The sequence below is a fragment of the Nesterenkonia sandarakina genome, from assembly GCF_013410215.1.
Classification (GTDB): domain Bacteria; phylum Actinomycetota; class Actinomycetes; order Actinomycetales; family Micrococcaceae; genus Nesterenkonia; species Nesterenkonia sandarakina.
Map to the genome: position 1 here is coordinate 1283489 of NZ_JACCFQ010000001.1, position 15600 is coordinate 1299088.

The following is a 15600-nucleotide window of genomic DNA, read 5'->3' on the forward strand; positions in this document are numbered from 1 at the left end:
TGTGCCGTGGTCTCAGAGGTGACTCTCCGGCGGTGTGGTGGGTCTGGCCTGCGGGGCCGGTCGGGAGGACGTGAAGTCGACCGGGTGCAGACCACGGATGGGTCGCAGTCAGGACCGGAATCCCCGGTCGCCGCAGTCCTCGAGGTCAGTGGAGCAGCTGGGGCCTGGTCGGCTGGTCAGTGGCTGTGTGAGTCCACGCCGAGGCCGGAGAAGAGCTCGCTGCGCAGTGCAGCCAGCTCGGCGGAGGCGCGATCCCGGGGTCGTTGCCCGGGGACGCGCAGCAGCCGTGCGATCGTGGCACCTTCGGCGGGGTCCGTGTCGGCCGGGTCCTGACCGAGCAGCAGCACCCGGTCGGCCAGTTGAAGCGCCTCATCCACGTCGTGGGTCACCAGCAGCACCGTGGTGCCTGTCTCGGCATGCAGGTCCAGCAGCAGGTCCTGCATCTTCAGCCGGGTGAGCGCATCCAGGGCGCCGAACGGCTCATCGAGCAGCAGCACACCGGGGCGTCGAGCCAGGGCGCGGGCCAGGGACGCGCGCTGCGCCATGCCACCGGAGATCTCCCGGGGCCGCAGCGATGCGCGGTCATGCAGCCCGACCAGCTCCAGGAGCTCGTCGACCCGTTCCCGGCCCTCAGCCTTGGAGAGGCTTCGCGGCAGGCCCAGGCTGACGTTCTTGTGGATCGAGCGCCAGGGCAGCAGTCGCGGCTCCTGGAACCCGACGGCGGTGCGCTCGTCATAACGACGCACCGGAGAACCGTCGATCAGGATCTCCCCGGTGTTGCCGGTGTCGAGACCGCCGACGGCGCGCAGCAGCGTGGACTTCCCGCACCCGGAGGAGCCCAGGATCGCCAGGACCTCACCGGGAGCGATCTGCAGGCTGACATCTCGCAGCACGGTGCGCGAGTCGAAGGAACGACCCACCGCGGAGAGCCGGACGTCGAGTGAGGTGTAGTCCCGCCGGCCGGCAGGCTGCTCCGCGGCCGGAGCGCCGGGGCGCGGGGAATCAGCGGGGCTCGCAGATGTGGCTGCGGCGGTGCCGGTCAGGGTGGAGGCAGGCGAAATCATCAGAGGTTACTCCCATCGATCCTGGCGGTAGCACCCGGCGAAAAGATGTCCCTTGACGAGGCATCCTTCCCTGGGTTGCTGCGGCGTCGACGAGCCAGATCTCTCGGCCGCTCGGGATGGTACGAAGATCAGCCTACGCCCAGGCGGGGAATCGGATCAACGTGGAGTTCATCAGGTGAGATAAAACGCAACACCGGGGTCGACTTGACTTCCGGGCTATGTTCACGTCTACAGTGAAGATACTCAACCATCCAGAGCGACTGAGAGATCTGGCTCGAAGACGTCGCAGCAACCCGGAGGGCCGCAAGGCTCCGGCCGGGTGCTAACGCCAGGACCGATGGAGTACGCCTCATGATTTCCCTCTCCCATGTCTCGACGACCTTCGCCGCCCGCGGCAGGCAGCCGCTGACCGCGGTCGACGATGTCAGCCTGGAGGTGCCGCGCGGCAGCATCCAAGGCATCATCGGGTTCTCCGGCGCCGGCAAGTCGACCCTGCTGCGGAACATCAACCTCTTGGAACGTCCCACCTCGGGCAGGGTCAGCGTCGGAGGCACCGACCTGACCAGCCTGGATGACACCGCGCTGCGCCGGGCTCGGCATCAGATCGGCATGATCTTTCAGGGATTCAATCTCGTGAACAACCTCTCGGTCGCCCAGAACGTGGAGCTCTCACTGAAGTTCGCCGGGGTCACCAGCCGCCGGGAGCGTCAGGCCCGCGTGTCCGAGGCGCTGGAGATCGTGGACCTCACCGAGAAGACCTCGGTCTATCCGGCCCAGCTCTCCGGGGGGCAGAAGCAACGGGTGGCCATCGCCCGCGCTCTGGCCACCAGACCCGAGGTGCTGCTCTGCGACGAACCGACCTCGGCTCTGGATCCCTTCACCACCGCGACCGTGCTGCAGTACCTCGCAGATGTCAATCGCGAGTTCGGCATCACCGTGGTGATCGTGACCCATGAGATGGAGGTCATCAAGGCCCTCGCGGATGACGTCGCAGTCATGGAGGACGGACGCGTGGTCGAAGAGTTCCCCGCCGCGCAGCTGCGCCGGGAAGGCTTCGACCCCCAGACCTCCATCGGGAAATACCTGCTCAGCGACGGGATCACACTCGACCGCAGGTCCAACGCAGAAAGCGGGCCGGCCTCCGCGCCGCGCGTGGCATCCTCCGATCCGGACGCTGGGTCGGACGCTGATCCGGATCGGTCAGCGCAGGCCACGCTGGCTGGCTCCGTCGGGGGTGTGCGCTGATGGACCTCGTCATCGAACGACTGCCCGAGATCAATCAGGCCATGCTGGAGACCTTCGCGATGATCGCGGTCGCCATCCCGGTGGCGGTCCTGCTGGGCACCCCGCTGGGGATCTGGCTCTTCGTCCACGCTCCCGAGGGCCTTGCCCCGCGGCCCCGATCCCATGCTGTGGTCTCGGGGATGGTGAACATGATCCGATCCTTCCCCTTCCTGATCCTGCTCATCGCGATCATCCCGTTCACCCGGTTCGTGGTGGGGACCTCGGTGGGGACCGCCGCGGTGATCGTTCCGCTGACGATCAACGCGATCCCCTACTTCGCGCGTCTGGTGGAGCAGAACATCACCCAGCTGGGCTCCGGCGCGGTGGAGGCATCCAGGGCGATGGGCGCGACCCGCGGCCAGATCATCCGCAATGTGCTGCTCGTCGACGCCAAACCCGGACTGATCGGGTCCATCACCATCACCACGGTCAGCTTCATCTCCTACTCGGCGATGTCAGGGCTGGTCGGCGGCGGCGGGATCGGAGACCTGGCCATCCGCTACGGCTACTACCGCTACGAGACCCCCACCATGGTCGCGGCGATCGTGCTGATGGTGCTGCTGGTGAGCCTGGTGCAGTTCACCGGCACCCGGCTCGCCCGCGCCTCAGACCGACGCATCACCGCCTAGACCAGCATCACTGCCTAGACCAGGGCCACCGCCTGAGCAGAGTCAGCTTCTGACCGCGCTTCCGCGCCACCCCGCCCCACACCACCCGCACACATCACCTGACCCCGTTCCCGGGGCCGGCGTCCGACGTCGCGCCCGGGTCCGTCCCGCACACCCTCTGGGCCCTGCGCCCAGCACGAGAAAGCAGCTTCAGAACCATGACTCATCCACGCCCCAGAATCCTCTCCGGCGCAGTCCTCGCCAGCGCAGCGCTGGGCCTGACCAGCTGCGGGCTGGTGGAGGACGACTCCACGATCAGCATCGTGGTCACCGAATCCGCGCCCTTCCAGGAACCGGCAGAGATCGCCGCAGAGCTGCTCGAAGAGCAGGGCTACGAACTCGACATCACCTATATGACCGACATCGTCCAGCCCAACCAGGTGGTCAACCAGGGCGAGTACGAGGGCAACTACTTCCAGCACCTGGCTTATCTGAACAACTTCAACGCCTCGAACGACACCGCGGTGCAGCCGCTGTTCTCGGTCTACTACGCCCCGGCCGGGCTGTTCTCGCTGGAGTACGACTCGCTGGAGGAGCTCCCCGACGGGGCTGAGATCAACCTGCCGGTGGACCCCTCCAACAACGGCCGGGCGCTGCAGCTGCTGGCGGACGAGGGCCTGATCGAGGTCGACGAGAGCGTCTCGATCATCGACCTGACCCAGAACGACATCACCGAGAATCCCCGGGACTTCCGGTTCGTGGAGACCGACCAGCAGTCCGCCGCGCAGGTGCTGCCCGATGTGGACGCCGGCTTCGCCTTCGTCCGGCTGATCGCTGAGGCCGACCTCGACGTGGAGGAGACGGCGCTGAGCATCGAGGACGGCCGCGAGGAGGTGCGCACCCCATTCACCTGCGTGGTCGCCGTCGGCCCCGAGGGGGTCAGCGATGAACAGGCCCAGGCGCTGCAGGACGCATTCCAGTCCGAAGAGGTCGAACAGTGGTTCGAGGACTACCAGGGCGGGGTCATCGACTTCGAGGACTTCATCACCATCGACAATGCCGAAGAGATCTGGACGGACTTCAGCGCATGAGCACCTCCAGCGCCCCCACACTCTCCCGGCGTCGAGTATTGAGCGGCTCACTGGGCATGGCCGCTCTGCTCGGCGTCGGGAGCCTCACCTCCGGCTGCGGGCTGGTGGACCGGATCGGCGGTGACCGCACGCTGCGCCTTGTGGTCACCGAGAATGCTCCCTTCCAAGAGCCGACCCGGATCGCACAGCGCATCCTTGAATCCGAGGGCTGGGAGTTCGACGCCACCTACGTCACCGACATCATCCAGCCCAACCACGCGGTGAACAACGGCGAGTACGACGTCAACTTCTTCCAGAACATCAGCTACCTGCGCCAGTTCAACGCAGACAACGACTTGGACATCGAACCGATCTTCTTCATGTTCGAGCAGCCCTCCGGGATCTACTCCGAGCAGTACGACTCACTTGAGGAGCTCCCCGACGGGGCTCAGGTCGCCCTGCCTGTGGACACTGCGAACAACGGACGGGGGATCCGGCTGCTGGCCCGCGGCGGCCTGATCGAGATCGACGAGTCCAAACCTGTCGCCGCGCTGAGCGTGAATGACATCACCGCCAACCCCAAGGACCTGCAGTTCATCGAGGTGGACCAGCAGTCGGTGGGCCAGATCTATTCCGACGTCGACGCCGTCTTCGGCTTCGCCCGGCTGCTGGCCGAGATCGATGTGCTGCCCGAGGAGGTGTTGATCATGGAGTCAGCCGAGGAGGCGCTGCCGTTCGCGCTCGCGGTCTGCGCGCGCCCTGGCTTCCGCGAGGAGCAGCCCGAACGCTATCAGGCGCTGAAGTCGGCCTACCATTCGCAGCCGGTGCGCCAGTGGTACGGGGACTACCTCGACGGTCTGCTCACCCCGGCCTTCGACCGAGACATCGACGCCGCATGGGAGCAGGTGAACGCCTCATGAGCCGCGCAATCCCTGCAGAGCTGCTCACCCGGATCCGGGAGGGAGCCGTCGAGCGCGAGCTGGATCGGATCCTGCCCTTCGAACAGGTCGGCTGGCTCGACGACGCCGGCTTCGGCGCCCTGCGCGTCCCGGCCGAGTTCGGCGGCCCGGATCTCAGCGTCGAGGAGCTGATCCGTGAGGTGATCGCGCTGGCCGAGGCGGACTCCAACGTCGCACACCTCTACCGCGGCCACTTCGGCTTCGTGGAGTCGCTGCGCTTCCAGCCCGCGGCGATCCGCGAGCTCTGGTATGCCCGAGTGCTCAACGGCAGCACCGTGGGCAACGCCTCCACCGAGCGGAGCGGCAACGCGCTGGGCAGCCTGAACACCCGACTGGAATCCGGCCCGACCGGGGCGGCTCTGCTGACCGGGGAGAAGCACTACTCCACCGGGACGATCTTCTCCACCTATACCCGCGTCTCGGCCGCCCAGGCAGATCAGGGGGAGGGGCGTCGGTTCGCGGTGGTGCCCACCGACGCCCCCGGGGTCACGCTGCTCGATGACTGGGACGGCTTCGGGCAGAAGCTCACCGGCACCGGGACCACGCTGCTGGAATCGGTGGCCGTGGAGGAACTGGGCGTCCTCCAGCGCAGCCCCGGCGACCATGAGTCCGTCCACGAGGCCGCGTTCTTCCAGCTCTATCTGCTCGCCGTCCAGGCTGGCATCGCCAAGGCCGCCCTGGCCGACGCGACCTCCACGCTGGCGCGGCGCACCCGCACCTTCAACACCTCCACCGCCGGACAGGCCTTCCGGCAGGATCCGCTGATCCAACAGGTGGTCGGGACGATGTCCTCGAAGGCCTTCGTGGCCGAGGCTGCGGTGCTAGAAGCGGCCCGCGCCGTGGACCGGGCGCTGAGCGCGGGCCTGCAGGCCGGCACCGGTGACCCGGGCTTCAGCGCCCCCGCGCCGCGCGAGATCCACGACGCAGAGATCGCCGTGGAGAAGGCCCAGATCAGCGTGCCGGACCTGGTGCTGGCCGTGACCTTGGAGCTGTTTCAGACCGCCGGTGCCTCCGCCACGGTGCGCAGCAAGGGGCTGGACCGGCATTGGCGCAACGCGCAGACCATCGCCACGCATAACCCGATCGTCTTCCGTGCCCGCTCGCTCGGGGACCATGAGATCAACGGCACCCTGCCTCAGGGGCTCAACGCCATCGGCGAGGCCAAGGAGAAGTCATGACCATCCATTTCAACGCCTTCGACATGGTGGTGCCGGTGCATCAGTCTCCAGGACTGTGGCGACACCCGGACTCCCGCATCGAGGAGTTCGACACCCTCGAGTACTGGACCGAGCTGGCTAGGACCGTGGAACGCGCCGGATTCTCCTCGTTGTTCCTCGCCGACATCCCGGGGGTCTACGACGTCTACGGCGGCACCGCCGAGGCTGCCGCGAAGGGCGGCGTGCAGTTCCCGCTGCTGGACCCTCAGGTCATGGTGCCGGCCCTGGCTGCGGCGACGACGCACCTCGGCTTCGGGCTGACCGCCTCGGTCACCTATGAGGCCCCCTACGCACTGGCTCGGCGCCTGGCCACACTGGACCACCTCACCCGTGGACGGATCGCGTGGAACATCGTGACCAGTTACCAGGAGTCCGCAGCGCGAAACCTCGGACTCAGCGGGCAGATCCCGCACGACGAGCGCTACGACCGTGCCGATGAGTACCTCGAGGTGATGTACAAGCTCTTCGAGCACTCCCACGAGGCGGGGTCGGTGCTGGCGGACAAGTCCACCGGGGTCTTCGTGGACCCGGAGAAGGTGCACCCGATCAGCCACCGCGGGGAGTGGTTCGATGTGCCGGGGGAGATGCTCACCCACCCGGGCCCGCAGCGCACACCGCTGCTCTTCCAGGCGGGCTCCTCAGCGCGCGGTCAGAAGTTCGCGGTGGACCACGCGGAGGCGATCTTCGTCATCAGCTCCTCACCGCAGCGACTGGCGCACCAGGTCGCCGACACCCGGGGGAAGCTGCTCGAGGCCGGCCGGGATCCCGAGTCGGTCCGGTTCTTCGCGATGGCGACGATCATCGTGGCCGAGACCCAGGACCTGGCGCAGGCCCGACTGGCGGAGTGCCGGGACTACGTGGACACCGCCTCGGCGCTCACGCTCTTCGGCGGGTGGACCGGAGTCGACCTCTCAGGCCTGGCCGAGGACGACGTCGTCAGCGATGTGCAGACCGAGGCCAATCAGTCCGCGCTGGCGATGTTCACCAAGGACCCCGCCAAGCGCTGGACGGTCCGCGATGTCGCGGAGTTCATCTCGATCGGCGGACGCGGGCCGCTGATCGTGGGGGATCCGGTGCAGGTGGTCGATGAGCTGGTCCGCTTCCAGCAGCTCTCCGGAGTGGACGGGTTCAACATCTCGGCGGCGGTCCGGCCCGCAGACTTCGAGCGCTTCGAGACCTTCGTGACCCCCGAGCTGCGGCGCCGCGGACTGCTGCCGGAGCGCCCCCAGACACCGGTGACCCTTCGCGAGGCGCTGCTGGAGGAAGGTCCGCATCTGCGCGCGGATCATCCCGCGCCCCGCTGCGGCGCAGGAGCTCAGCGCGAGGCGCGCAGCAGGATCTCATCGGCGATCGCGCCGGCCAAGTCCCGGGACTCGCCGTAGGCAGGCAGGTGCGCTGGCCTGATGTCGGCGTCGGGGAGCACCGTGAGCACGAGCGCGTCCTCGGCGGACTCCAGGTCCGGGACCAGGAGGTCCACGGCGGCGGCGTAGAGCCCCGGCACGGCCATCACGGCTTCCGCGGCGAGCTCATGCAGGGCATCGGGGAGCATCCCGGTGACATCGATGGTCAGCCCGCCGGAGGCCAGCTCCGCGGAGTCCTGCAGCTGCATGAGGCTGCCTTCTGCGGGCACCTGCTCCGGATCGAAGCCCCGGTCCCGCAGCCGCGACTGGACTGTGCCGGTGGGGGCCTGCCCAGGGCCGGGCACCGCCGAATCGGCCAGCAGCGCGTGCCGGGAGCGCACCCCGGCGTCGTGGAGGACCAGCTGAGCCAGGGCTGAGCGGCCATCACCGAGCACGGTGGCCGGTACTCGCAGCAGAGAGCAGCAGACCCGGTCCCCGACGACGAAGGCCCGGACCCTGCTGGGGCCCGAGGCCTCGCCTGGCGCCCGGCGGGCAATGGCCGCGTCCTCGGCGGGCAGCGGCAGCTCCTGGATCTCAAGGTGCCGGCGCAGCAGCTGCGCGTCTGCGGTGATGCGCCGGGCATGCGCGCTCACCAGGGTGGTCACCACCGAATCCATTCCGCCGACGACCACCCCGCCGAAGACGAACACCTGGCTGTTCTCCCCGACTGGTCGCAGGGTGACCCGTCGCCGGCGCAGCGCTCGCCGGATCAGCTGATCGTGACGCGGAGCCTCGGGGTACTCGTTCAGCGATCCCGAGCCCAGGGTCTCGGCGATCAGGCGGGCGGCGAAGGTCTCAGGCGGCATAGGTCTCAGGATATAGGTCGGCCGTGGGCCCGCCCCATTCCAGGGCTGGTCCCACGGCCGGCGCAGCGTGTGCGCGAAGAGTCAGGCGGATCCGGCGGGCTTGCTGGAGGACCCTGCGCTGCCTGAGGAGGCGGCGGAGCCCGAGGTGCCGTTGGACGACTCGCGGGCCTTCTCATCCGCGGCGTCGGCCTGCTTCTCGACCTTCTCGGCTGCCTGATCGACCAGCTTCTCAGCCCCGCTGCCGGCCTTCTTCACGGCGTCCTCGGCCAGAGCGGCGGCCTCCACGGCCTTGTCGGTGACCGGTGACGCGGCGTCGTTGGCCTGCTTCTTGACCGAGTCGGTGACGGTGGAGACGTACTGCTTGGCGGTCTCTCCTGCCTTGGTGACCGTCTCCTGGACCTTGGGGTCCTTCCAGGTTTCGGCGGCGCTCTTCTTCACGGCGTTGAGGCTCCGTTCGAATTCTGCCTTGCCGCGCTTGCTGCCGATGATGTAGCCGATGGCAACGCCGGCGCCCAGTGTGAACAGTCGCATGGTCAACTCCGTTCTGACGGTGGATGAGTCTCTCGTATGGCACGAGTCCCTCTAGAACTTAGTCTGCTTTGCCGACCGATGTCACGGCCATGACCCCTGATCGGGCCTGATTCCACCACGGGCTGAGCCCTGCGGGGCTCAACAGCGCCGGACGGCTTCTCGCCGATCACGCCCTGGTGAGGCGGATCCCTGGTCTCTGCGGCTCAGGTGGTCGCTGCCGCTGGGGCGAATACTGCCGCTGAGGCGAGCTCCGCAGTTCAGGTGGTCGCTGTGGTTCAGGTGAGCACTGCGGTGCGCGGGTCCAGCTGGTCCACTGCGCCGGGCACGGGCTGCGCCGGGTCGTGGCCGAGCTCCACGATGCGGTTCTCGGTGTCCACATGGACCACCTGGGGCTGGTGCGCGGAGAGCTCGATGGCGTCCACGACCACGTAGGAGATCAGGATGACCAGATCCCCGGGCTGCACCAGGTGCGCGGCGGCGCCGTTGATGCCGATGACTCGGGAGCCGCGCGGTCCGGCGATGGTGTAGGTCTCCAGGCGCGCTCCGTTGGTGATGTCGACCACCTGGACCTTCTCGCCCTCCACGATTCCGGCGGCGTCGAGCAGCTCGGCATCCACGGTGATGGATCCGACATAGTGCAGGTCCGCGTGGGTCACGGTGGCGCGGTGGATCTTTCCGCCCATGACGGTCCTCAGCATGTTCGGCTCACTTTCGAAGAAGGTCGGGTGCTCATCACGTGCTCCATTATCCAGCGTCCGCAGCAGGGCCGGTATTCCCTGGTCCTGCTCGCCGGCTGGTCAGCGCCGTGACCGCTCGGCTGCCGACCTCGACCAGGCCGCAGCCCAGGATGCTGGCGACGAAGGCGGCCGCCAGCAGCTCGGCGGAGGGCATCGCGAAGAGATGATACTGCTGGGAGATCGGGACCAGCAGCACCGCGCCCAGCAGCAGGTACATCATCGCGATCAGCGCGATTCGAGGCAAGGTCAGCGGGCGCAGGGCGACGTTGAGCACCCAGAGCCCCACCGCGGTCAGGCACAGCGTCGCCGCCGTCTGGATGGCTGCGGAGGGTTCCTGCAGGTAGCGGCCGAACGCGCTGACCGTGACCACTGCGAGCACGATCGCGATCGCCGTCGGAATGGAGAAGAGCATCGAGCGGCGCAGGAACCCGGGGCGGTAGCGTCGCGGATTGGGCATCAGCGCCAGGAAGAAGGCGGGGAAGCCGATCATCAGGAAGTCCACGGTGGAGAACTGGCGGGGCAGGAAGGGGAACTCCCAGAACAGCAGCCCATAGATGAGCCCGAGCAGGATCGCGTAGGCAGTCTTGGACAGGAACAGATGCGCCACCCGCTCGGTGTTCGCGATGACCTTGCGCCCCTGTTCCAGCACCGAGGGGAGCCGGTCGAAGCGCCCGTCCAGCAGCACCATCCGGGAGACCGCCTTGGTGGCCGGTGCGCCGTCGCCCATGGCGATCCCCAGGTCTGCCTTCTTCATGGCCAGCGCGTCGTTGACCCCGTCCCCGGTCATCGCGACCACATGCCCGGCCGCCTTCAGCGCCTCCACCATGGTGCGCTTCTGCTCCGGGGAGACCCGGCCGAACACGCCATGGTGCTCCAGGACCTCGCGCAGCGCCGCAGGATCCTCGGGCAGCGTCGAGGCGTCCACGGCGTCGCCCTCCACGACCATCCCCACCTCACGGGCCACGGCGGCCGCGGTCTTGGGGGAGTCTCCGGAGATCACCTTCAGCGCGATGTTCTGCTCCCGGAAGTACTCCAAGGTGGCGTGCGCCTCGGGGCGGACGTTCTCCTTGAAGGTCAGCAGCGCCACCGGGACCATGGCCTCGGGGAGTCGGTGCCCGCGCCCCAGCGGACCGGTCCCGGTCGCGGGCAGGGGGCCTTCCAGCGGGGCGTGGGCCAGCAGCATCGTGCGCAGCCCCTGGCTGGAGAGCTCATCGGTGCGGCGCAGCAGCGCCTCGGTCTGCACCCGGGCGTCGGTGGCCCCGCCACGCAGGATCTCCGGGGCGCCGAGCACCCAGTGCCCGGCAAGACCGCCGGCGTCCTGGGCGAAGCTGACCGCGGAGAAGCGTCGAGCCGAGGAGAACTGGACCTGGCTGGCCGCGCGGTGCCGGGGCAGCGCGGTATACGGTGCGCGCAGGGCCGCTGCAGTGGCGTTGGCGCGCTCGTCGGCACCGAAGAACGCCAAGACCTGTTCCCATTCCTCGGTGCCTTCCAGCGCGGTGGACCGGGGGTCCCGACGCCGGACCGCGGGGAGTCCCTGCGGGCTCAGCGCGGTCGCACCGTGGAAGGCGATGGTGCCATCGGTGAGGGTGCCGGTCTTGTCCAGGCAGACCACGTCCACCCGGGCCAGGACCTCCACGGCCGGCTGTTCCTGCAGCAGCACGTTCTCCTTGGAGAGACTCACCGCGGCCACGGCGAAGGCGATGGTGGTCATCAGCGCCAGCCCCTGCGGGATCATCGCGGTCACCGAGGAGACCGAGGTGAGGACGGCGTCGCGCCACTGCCCGGTCTCCCACGCGCTGCCCCAGCCGCCGAAGGCCTGCATCTGCCCGTTGAGCACCACTGCGACGATGGGCAGCAGCACCAGCGAGAGCCAGAAGGCGATCCTCTCCATGGCTCGGCGCAGCTCGGAGTTGATCTTCTGGTACTGCTTGGCCTCGGTGGCCAGCTTCACCGCATGGGCCCGTTCGCCGACCGCGGTCACCCGGAACCGCCCGGAGCCGGCGACGACGGCGGTCCCGGAGAGCAGGCGGTCATCGCGGCGCTTGGCCACGGCGTCGGATTCCCCGGTGAGCATGGATTCGTCCACGTCGAGTCCCTCGGAGCGCAGCACCGCGCCATCGGCAGGGACCTCGTCGCCGCGGCGCAGCTCGACGACGTCGTCCAACACGATCTGCTCCCGGTGGACCTCCAGGAGCATGCCGTCGCGCAGCACCCGGACCTGGTCCTGGTGCAGCAGCGCGATCGCATCGAGTTTGCGCTTGGCGCTGTACTCCTGGAAGAGCCCGATGAAGACGTTGGCCACCGCGGCGACGGCGAAGAGCAGGTCGAGCCAGCGTCCCAGCACGATGATGGCCAGCGCGCAGATCCCGATGATCAGGTTGAACAGCGTCATCAGGTGGGTGCGCAGGATATCGGTGACCGAGCGCGAGGTGGTCCGCGGCTGGACGTTGTCCAGTCCCAGCCGGTGCCGCTCCAGCACCTGGACCGAGCTCAGCCCATCGGCTTCAAGAACCTCGGGGTCCACGGCAGACCGGGTCTCCGCTGCGTCGCGGATCGCAGTCTTCTGGGCAGCCACAGGGGGAGAGTCTACCGGTGGGTCAATCGGATCCGGAGACCGCGACGATCAGCTCCTCGCCGCTGGCACCGACTTCGACGTCAAGCGCGAAGTCCACCTGGTGGCTCTCCTGGAGGCTTGCCCCGTCGTGGAAGTGCCGCGAGTCGAACCGGATCGTGGCCTGCATCTCGGTCCCCGTGATCTGCCATCCCTGATCGTCGAAGTCGAGGGTGAGCTCCTCGGGGTCCGGCATCTGCCAGCTGATCGACTCTGTGGCCACCTGATTGGGGGTATTGATGCCCATGGGGCAGCCGGCGGGCATCAGCACCTGCTGCTCCGCGCAGGAGGCCAGATAGGCCTGGACCTCCTCGTGGAGCAGCTCTTGGGCAGCCTCGGAGGCCTCCAGCTCCAGCTCGATCTGATGTGTCCGGCTCTCGCCCTGCTCGGCGGCGTCCTGGACCACCACATACCGGCTGCTCCCGACCAGCCATTCGCTCTTCACGGCGGTCCCCACCACGGCCGGGACATAGCTGCGCAGCGTCGCGGAGTCCTCCTGAAGGTTCACCGGTTCCCCGTTGACGGTGATCGCAGCGATGCCGCCCGCCGCGGCGCCGGGCACGTCGATCTGCATCTGGGTCATCGCGGCCGCGCTGAGCTCCCAGTCATCGAAGACTCCCAGCGTGCTCTGCCGCACCGTCATCGGCAGCTGGGTCTCGAAGCTCTCGCCCGCGGCGTCGAACTGCATCAGCGCACGTCCCTGATGCTCGAGGTCCTCGCCGAATCGGGCGTTCTCGATCCCGGCGGTGCTGCGCGCGAGCGGCTCACCGTCGAGCAGCAGGCTGTCCACGCTCTCGTCCTGCGTCGCCTCCAGCACGGAGGGGTCGAAGAAGCCCAGGGTCTCGGAGCCGCTGCCCCGGGTGATGGAGTCCCAGTACTCTTCGGCGGTGTGGCCCGGCGTGTAGATACGTTCGCTGACCTGCCAGATGGCGACCCCTCCGGCGATCAGCGCCATCACCAGTGCGGCGGCCCAGGCCACCAGCAGTCCGCGGTGCGCGGATGGACGTCCCGGAGCCTCCGGTGGGGGAGGCGGGGCGGAGTGATGGACCTGCGACATGGGTTCAGCGTAGCAACGACCGGTGTGGCATCCCGAGCCTCGGGACGCTGCGCTCAGCCCAGCAGGGCGGCGACGAGCACCACGGTGGGAATCGCTGCGATGGTGGTCAGCAGCACGGTGTCGCGGGCGATGACCTCACCGGCCTGGTAGCGCACGGCGGTGACCAGCACGTTCTGTGCCGTGGGCAGCGCTGCCATGACCACCGCGACGAGCACCTGGTGGTCGTCGAGGCCGAAGACGACCGCGGCCAGCAGCCAGGCCAGGACCGGGTGCAGGATGAGTTTCAGTCCCGCCGCGAGGAACACGTCACGACGCCGGCCTGTGGCCTTGTCCAGGGGGCGGCTGCCCACCAGGGAGAGGCCGAAGGCCAGCAGCATCAGCGGGATCGAGGCTCCGGCGAGGAGTTCGATGGCTTCCTGCACCGGGGTGGGGAAGCTCAGCTGCCGCCAGGAGAAGAGCAGGCCCAGTGTGGCCCCGATGATCATCGGGTTCACCGCCGACTGTCCCAGACTGCGCAGCACGGAGATCCGTGGGTGCGGGCGGACCTTCGGCATGGAACCCTGGTCGCGGGTCAGCAGGTCCAGCGCGGTGACGTAGATCGGGGTGTAGATCGCCAGCTGGAACATGATGATCGGCGCGGCCAGCGCCACATCACCGAGCACATAGGCCGCGATCGGGAACCCGAGGTTCGCGCCGTTGACCAGGGACCCGCTCATGCCGCCGATCATCAGGTCGGAGCCGGGCCGCGACTTCAGCAGCAGGAACCGTCCGATCAGCACGAAGGCCAGCAAGGTGCTCAGCGCACCGAGGGTGGCGATCAGGAACTGCGGTCCCAGCACCGCGCGCAACGAGGACTCGGAGATGGTGACGAAGAGCAGGCAGGGCGAGGCCACGAAGAACGCGACCCGGCTCAGCGCCACCCGTGCGTCGGGACCCAGGACCCCGAACCTGCCGATGATCCAGCCGACCGCGATGATCAGCCAGATGATGGTGAAGCCGGAGAGGACCGCGCCCATGACACCCCTCCCCGTCTTCGCAGCAGATTCAGCTCAACACTCTAGCCCCGGTGGGGCCCCGGGCCTGCCGCTGCGACGCGCGGATCAGCTCATGACTGGGCTTCGGCGTCCTCGGCGGGGCTGATGAAGTCGGTGCGGATCCGCTCCACGCCTTCTGCGGAGATCTGGAAGCCATGCTCCTGGCCGGCGTCGATCATCACGCCGGCTCCGGTGATGGACTGCACGATGGCGACCCCGGGGGCCTCCACGGCGTGCGGGGCGTGCTCCTTGTAGTCATCCGGGATGTTCTCGGTGGTGCTGAACAGCGCGATCAGCGGGTTGCCCTCGTTGTCCTGCAGGGTGAGCGGGTTCACCGAACCGGTCTCGTCGTTGACCTCCTCGGGGCTGAGGAAGAAGACGCTGCTGGTCAGGAAGGTCCGGATGATCTCTCCGGCCTGGGCCTTGCCGTCCTTGCCTTCGATCAGGACCTGCTCGAGGGTGGCGGCGGAGCCGGTCGGCACATCGGTGGCGGGGGTCTGCTCGGGCTGAGTTTCAGGAGTCTCGGTCATGTCTCTACGCGATCACGGACGCGCGCAGAATGCAATGCGAGCGGGCCCGTCTGATCCTCCAACACCGAGGAGCTGGGGTATTTTGGGCGGGTGCTGCTATCTGATCGAGACATCCGAGCCGAGATCGACGCCGAGCGGATCACCCTGGACCCGCTGGAGCTCTCGATGATCCAACCCTCCAGCGTCGATGTGCGCCTGGAGCGCATGTTCCGGCTCTTCGACAACCACAAATACGCCCATATCGACCCGGCCGCGGACCAGCCGGAGCTGACCCGGCTGGTGGAGGTGGACCCGGAGGAGCCCTTCATCCTGCATCCCGGGGAGTTCGTGCTCGGTGCCACCTATGAGTCGGTGACCCTCCCCGACGACGTCGCAGCACGCCTTGAGGGGAAGAGCTCACTGGGTCGACTGGGGCTGCTCACCCATTCCACGGCGGGCTTCATCGACCCCGGCTTCTCCGGGCAGGTCACGCTGGAGCTCTCCAACATGGCCACGCTGCCGATCAAGCTGTGGCCGGGCTCGAAGATCGGGCAGCTCTGTTTCTTCCGGCTGACCTCCCCGGCCGAGCACGGCTATGGGGCCGGGGTGCACCAGTCGCGCTACCAGGGACAGCGTGGCCCCACCGCCTCACGCAGCCACGCGAACTTCCACCGCACGATCATCCGCTGAGCCGCTGATCCGCTGATTCGCTG

At 68.1% G+C, this 15600-nt stretch carries 15 protein-coding genes and 2 riboswitches; of the genes, 7 read left to right on the plus strand and 8 right to left on the minus strand.

Features of this window, described 5'->3' with window-relative positions; translation table 11 throughout:
- Positions 1 to 176: 176 nt before the first annotated feature.
- Complete coding sequence (locus HNR11_RS06000) at positions 177 to 1064, minus strand: ABC transporter ATP-binding protein (RefSeq protein WP_179441542.1); 888 nt, start codon at positions 1062 to 1064, stop codon at positions 177 to 179.
- Between the two features lie 9 nt (positions 1065 to 1073).
- A riboswitch (SAM riboswitch) is annotated at positions 1074 to 1187 on the minus strand.
- Between the two features lie 121 nt (positions 1188 to 1308).
- Positions 1309 to 1408, plus strand: a riboswitch (SAM riboswitch).
- 7 nt (positions 1409 to 1415) lie between these two features.
- Between HNR11_RS06000 and HNR11_RS06005 the strand changes: the two genes are divergently transcribed.
- The 6 genes from HNR11_RS06005 (at position 1416) to HNR11_RS06030 (ending at position 7584) form a co-directional block, all read left to right on the plus strand.
- On the plus strand, positions 1416 to 2309 hold the full coding sequence (locus HNR11_RS06005; RefSeq protein ID WP_179441543.1) for a methionine ABC transporter ATP-binding protein: 894 nt from the start codon (positions 1416 to 1418) through the stop codon (positions 2307 to 2309).
- Positions 2309 to 2977 (plus strand): methionine ABC transporter permease, encoded by a 669-nt coding sequence (locus HNR11_RS06010; protein ID WP_179441544.1) that lies wholly within the window; start codon positions 2309 to 2311, stop codon positions 2975 to 2977. The genes HNR11_RS06005 and HNR11_RS06010 overlap by 1 nt, the downstream gene beginning before the upstream one ends.
- 197 nt (positions 2978 to 3174) lie before the next feature.
- Positions 3175 to 4047, plus strand: a complete 873-nt coding sequence (locus HNR11_RS06015; RefSeq protein WP_179441545.1) for a MetQ/NlpA family ABC transporter substrate-binding protein — start codon at positions 3175 to 3177, stop codon at positions 4045 to 4047.
- Positions 4044 to 4946 (plus strand): MetQ/NlpA family ABC transporter substrate-binding protein, encoded by a 903-nt coding sequence (locus HNR11_RS06020; protein ID WP_179441546.1) that lies wholly within the window; start codon positions 4044 to 4046, stop codon positions 4944 to 4946. The genes HNR11_RS06015 and HNR11_RS06020 overlap by 4 nt, the downstream gene beginning before the upstream one ends.
- The gene (locus tag HNR11_RS06025; protein WP_246310329.1) at positions 4943 to 6163 is read left to right on the plus strand and encodes an acyl-CoA dehydrogenase family protein; all 1221 of its coding nucleotides are present in this window, start codon (positions 4943 to 4945) and stop codon (positions 6161 to 6163) included. The genes HNR11_RS06020 and HNR11_RS06025 overlap by 4 nt, the downstream gene beginning before the upstream one ends.
- Positions 6160 to 7584: an LLM class flavin-dependent oxidoreductase gene (locus tag HNR11_RS06030; protein ID WP_179441548.1), complete on the plus strand. Its 1425-nt coding sequence runs from the start codon at positions 6160 to 6162 to the stop codon at positions 7582 to 7584. The genes HNR11_RS06025 and HNR11_RS06030 overlap by 4 nt, the downstream gene beginning before the upstream one ends.
- Here the strand turns inward: HNR11_RS06030 and HNR11_RS06035 are convergent.
- The 7 genes from HNR11_RS06035 to HNR11_RS06065 form a co-directional block, all read right to left on the minus strand.
- Positions 7518 to 8408, minus strand: coding sequence for a hypothetical protein (locus HNR11_RS06035; RefSeq protein WP_179441549.1), 891 nt, complete (start codon positions 8406 to 8408; stop codon positions 7518 to 7520). The two genes, HNR11_RS06030 and HNR11_RS06035, sit on opposite strands and share 67 nt — an antisense overlap.
- A gap of 81 nt (positions 8409 to 8489) precedes the next feature.
- On the minus strand, positions 8490 to 8939 hold the full coding sequence (locus HNR11_RS06040; RefSeq protein WP_179441550.1) for a hypothetical protein: 450 nt from the start codon (positions 8937 to 8939) through the stop codon (positions 8490 to 8492).
- Positions 8940 to 9214: 275 nt separating this feature from the next.
- Positions 9215 to 9637, minus strand: coding sequence for an aspartate 1-decarboxylase (gene panD, locus HNR11_RS06045; RefSeq protein WP_179441551.1), 423 nt, complete (start codon positions 9635 to 9637; stop codon positions 9215 to 9217).
- A gap of 46 nt (positions 9638 to 9683) precedes the next feature.
- On the minus strand, positions 9684 to 12251 hold the full coding sequence (locus tag HNR11_RS06050; RefSeq protein ID WP_179441552.1) for an HAD-IC family P-type ATPase: 2568 nt from the start codon (positions 12249 to 12251) through the stop codon (positions 9684 to 9686).
- 22 nt (positions 12252 to 12273) lie between these two features.
- Positions 12274 to 13344 (minus strand): hypothetical protein, encoded by a 1071-nt coding sequence (locus tag HNR11_RS06055; RefSeq protein ID WP_179441553.1) that lies wholly within the window; start codon positions 13342 to 13344, stop codon positions 12274 to 12276.
- Between the two features lie 53 nt (positions 13345 to 13397).
- Complete coding sequence (locus HNR11_RS06060) at positions 13398 to 14360, minus strand: AEC family transporter (RefSeq protein ID WP_179441554.1); 963 nt, start codon at positions 14358 to 14360, stop codon at positions 13398 to 13400.
- An 89-nt stretch (positions 14361 to 14449) separates the two neighbouring features.
- On the minus strand, positions 14450 to 14908 hold the full coding sequence (locus tag HNR11_RS06065) for an SseB family protein (protein ID WP_179441555.1): 459 nt from the start codon (positions 14906 to 14908) through the stop codon (positions 14450 to 14452).
- 90 nt (positions 14909 to 14998) lie between these two features.
- Here HNR11_RS06065 and dcd point away from each other — a divergent pair, with 90 nt between their 5' ends.
- Positions 14999 to 15577: a dCTP deaminase gene (gene dcd, locus HNR11_RS06070; protein WP_179441556.1), complete on the plus strand. Its 579-nt coding sequence runs from the start codon at positions 14999 to 15001 to the stop codon at positions 15575 to 15577.
- Positions 15578 to 15600 lie beyond the last annotated feature (23 nt).

What these genes read in the sequence shown, in the direction of transcription:
- HNR11_RS06000 (WP_179441542.1), bottom strand. Translation starts at nt 1,064, where the DNA reads ATGATTTCGCCTGCCTCCACCCTGACCGGCACCGCCGCAGCCACATCT.
- HNR11_RS06005 (WP_179441543.1), top strand. Translation starts at nt 1,416, where the DNA reads ATGATTTCCCTCTCCCATGTCTCGACGACCTTCGCCGCCCGCGGCAGG.
- HNR11_RS06010 (WP_179441544.1), top strand. Translation starts at nt 2,309, where the DNA reads ATGGACCTCGTCATCGAACGACTGCCCGAGATCAATCAGGCCATGCTG.
- HNR11_RS06015 (WP_179441545.1), top strand. Translation starts at nt 3,175, where the DNA reads ATGACTCATCCACGCCCCAGAATCCTCTCCGGCGCAGTCCTCGCCAGC.
- HNR11_RS06020 (WP_179441546.1), top strand. Translation starts at nt 4,044, where the DNA reads ATGAGCACCTCCAGCGCCCCCACACTCTCCCGGCGTCGAGTATTGAGC.
- HNR11_RS06025 (WP_246310329.1), top strand. Translation starts at nt 4,943, where the DNA reads ATGAGCCGCGCAATCCCTGCAGAGCTGCTCACCCGGATCCGGGAGGGA.
- HNR11_RS06030 (WP_179441548.1), top strand. Translation starts at nt 6,160, where the DNA reads ATGACCATCCATTTCAACGCCTTCGACATGGTGGTGCCGGTGCATCAG.
- HNR11_RS06035 (WP_179441549.1), bottom strand. Translation starts at nt 8,408, where the DNA reads ATGCCGCCTGAGACCTTCGCCGCCCGCCTGATCGCCGAGACCCTGGGC.
- HNR11_RS06040 (WP_179441550.1), bottom strand. Translation starts at nt 8,939, where the DNA reads ATGCGACTGTTCACACTGGGCGCCGGCGTTGCCATCGGCTACATCATC.
- panD (WP_179441551.1), bottom strand. Translation starts at nt 9,637, where the DNA reads ATGCTGAGGACCGTCATGGGCGGAAAGATCCACCGCGCCACCGTGACC.
- HNR11_RS06055 (WP_179441553.1), bottom strand. Translation starts at nt 13,344, where the DNA reads ATGTCGCAGGTCCATCACTCCGCCCCGCCTCCCCCACCGGAGGCTCCG.
- HNR11_RS06060 (WP_179441554.1), bottom strand. Translation starts at nt 14,360, where the DNA reads ATGGGCGCGGTCCTCTCCGGCTTCACCATCATCTGGCTGATCATCGCG.
- HNR11_RS06065 (WP_179441555.1), bottom strand. Translation starts at nt 14,908, where the DNA reads ATGACCGAGACTCCTGAAACTCAGCCCGAGCAGACCCCCGCCACCGAT.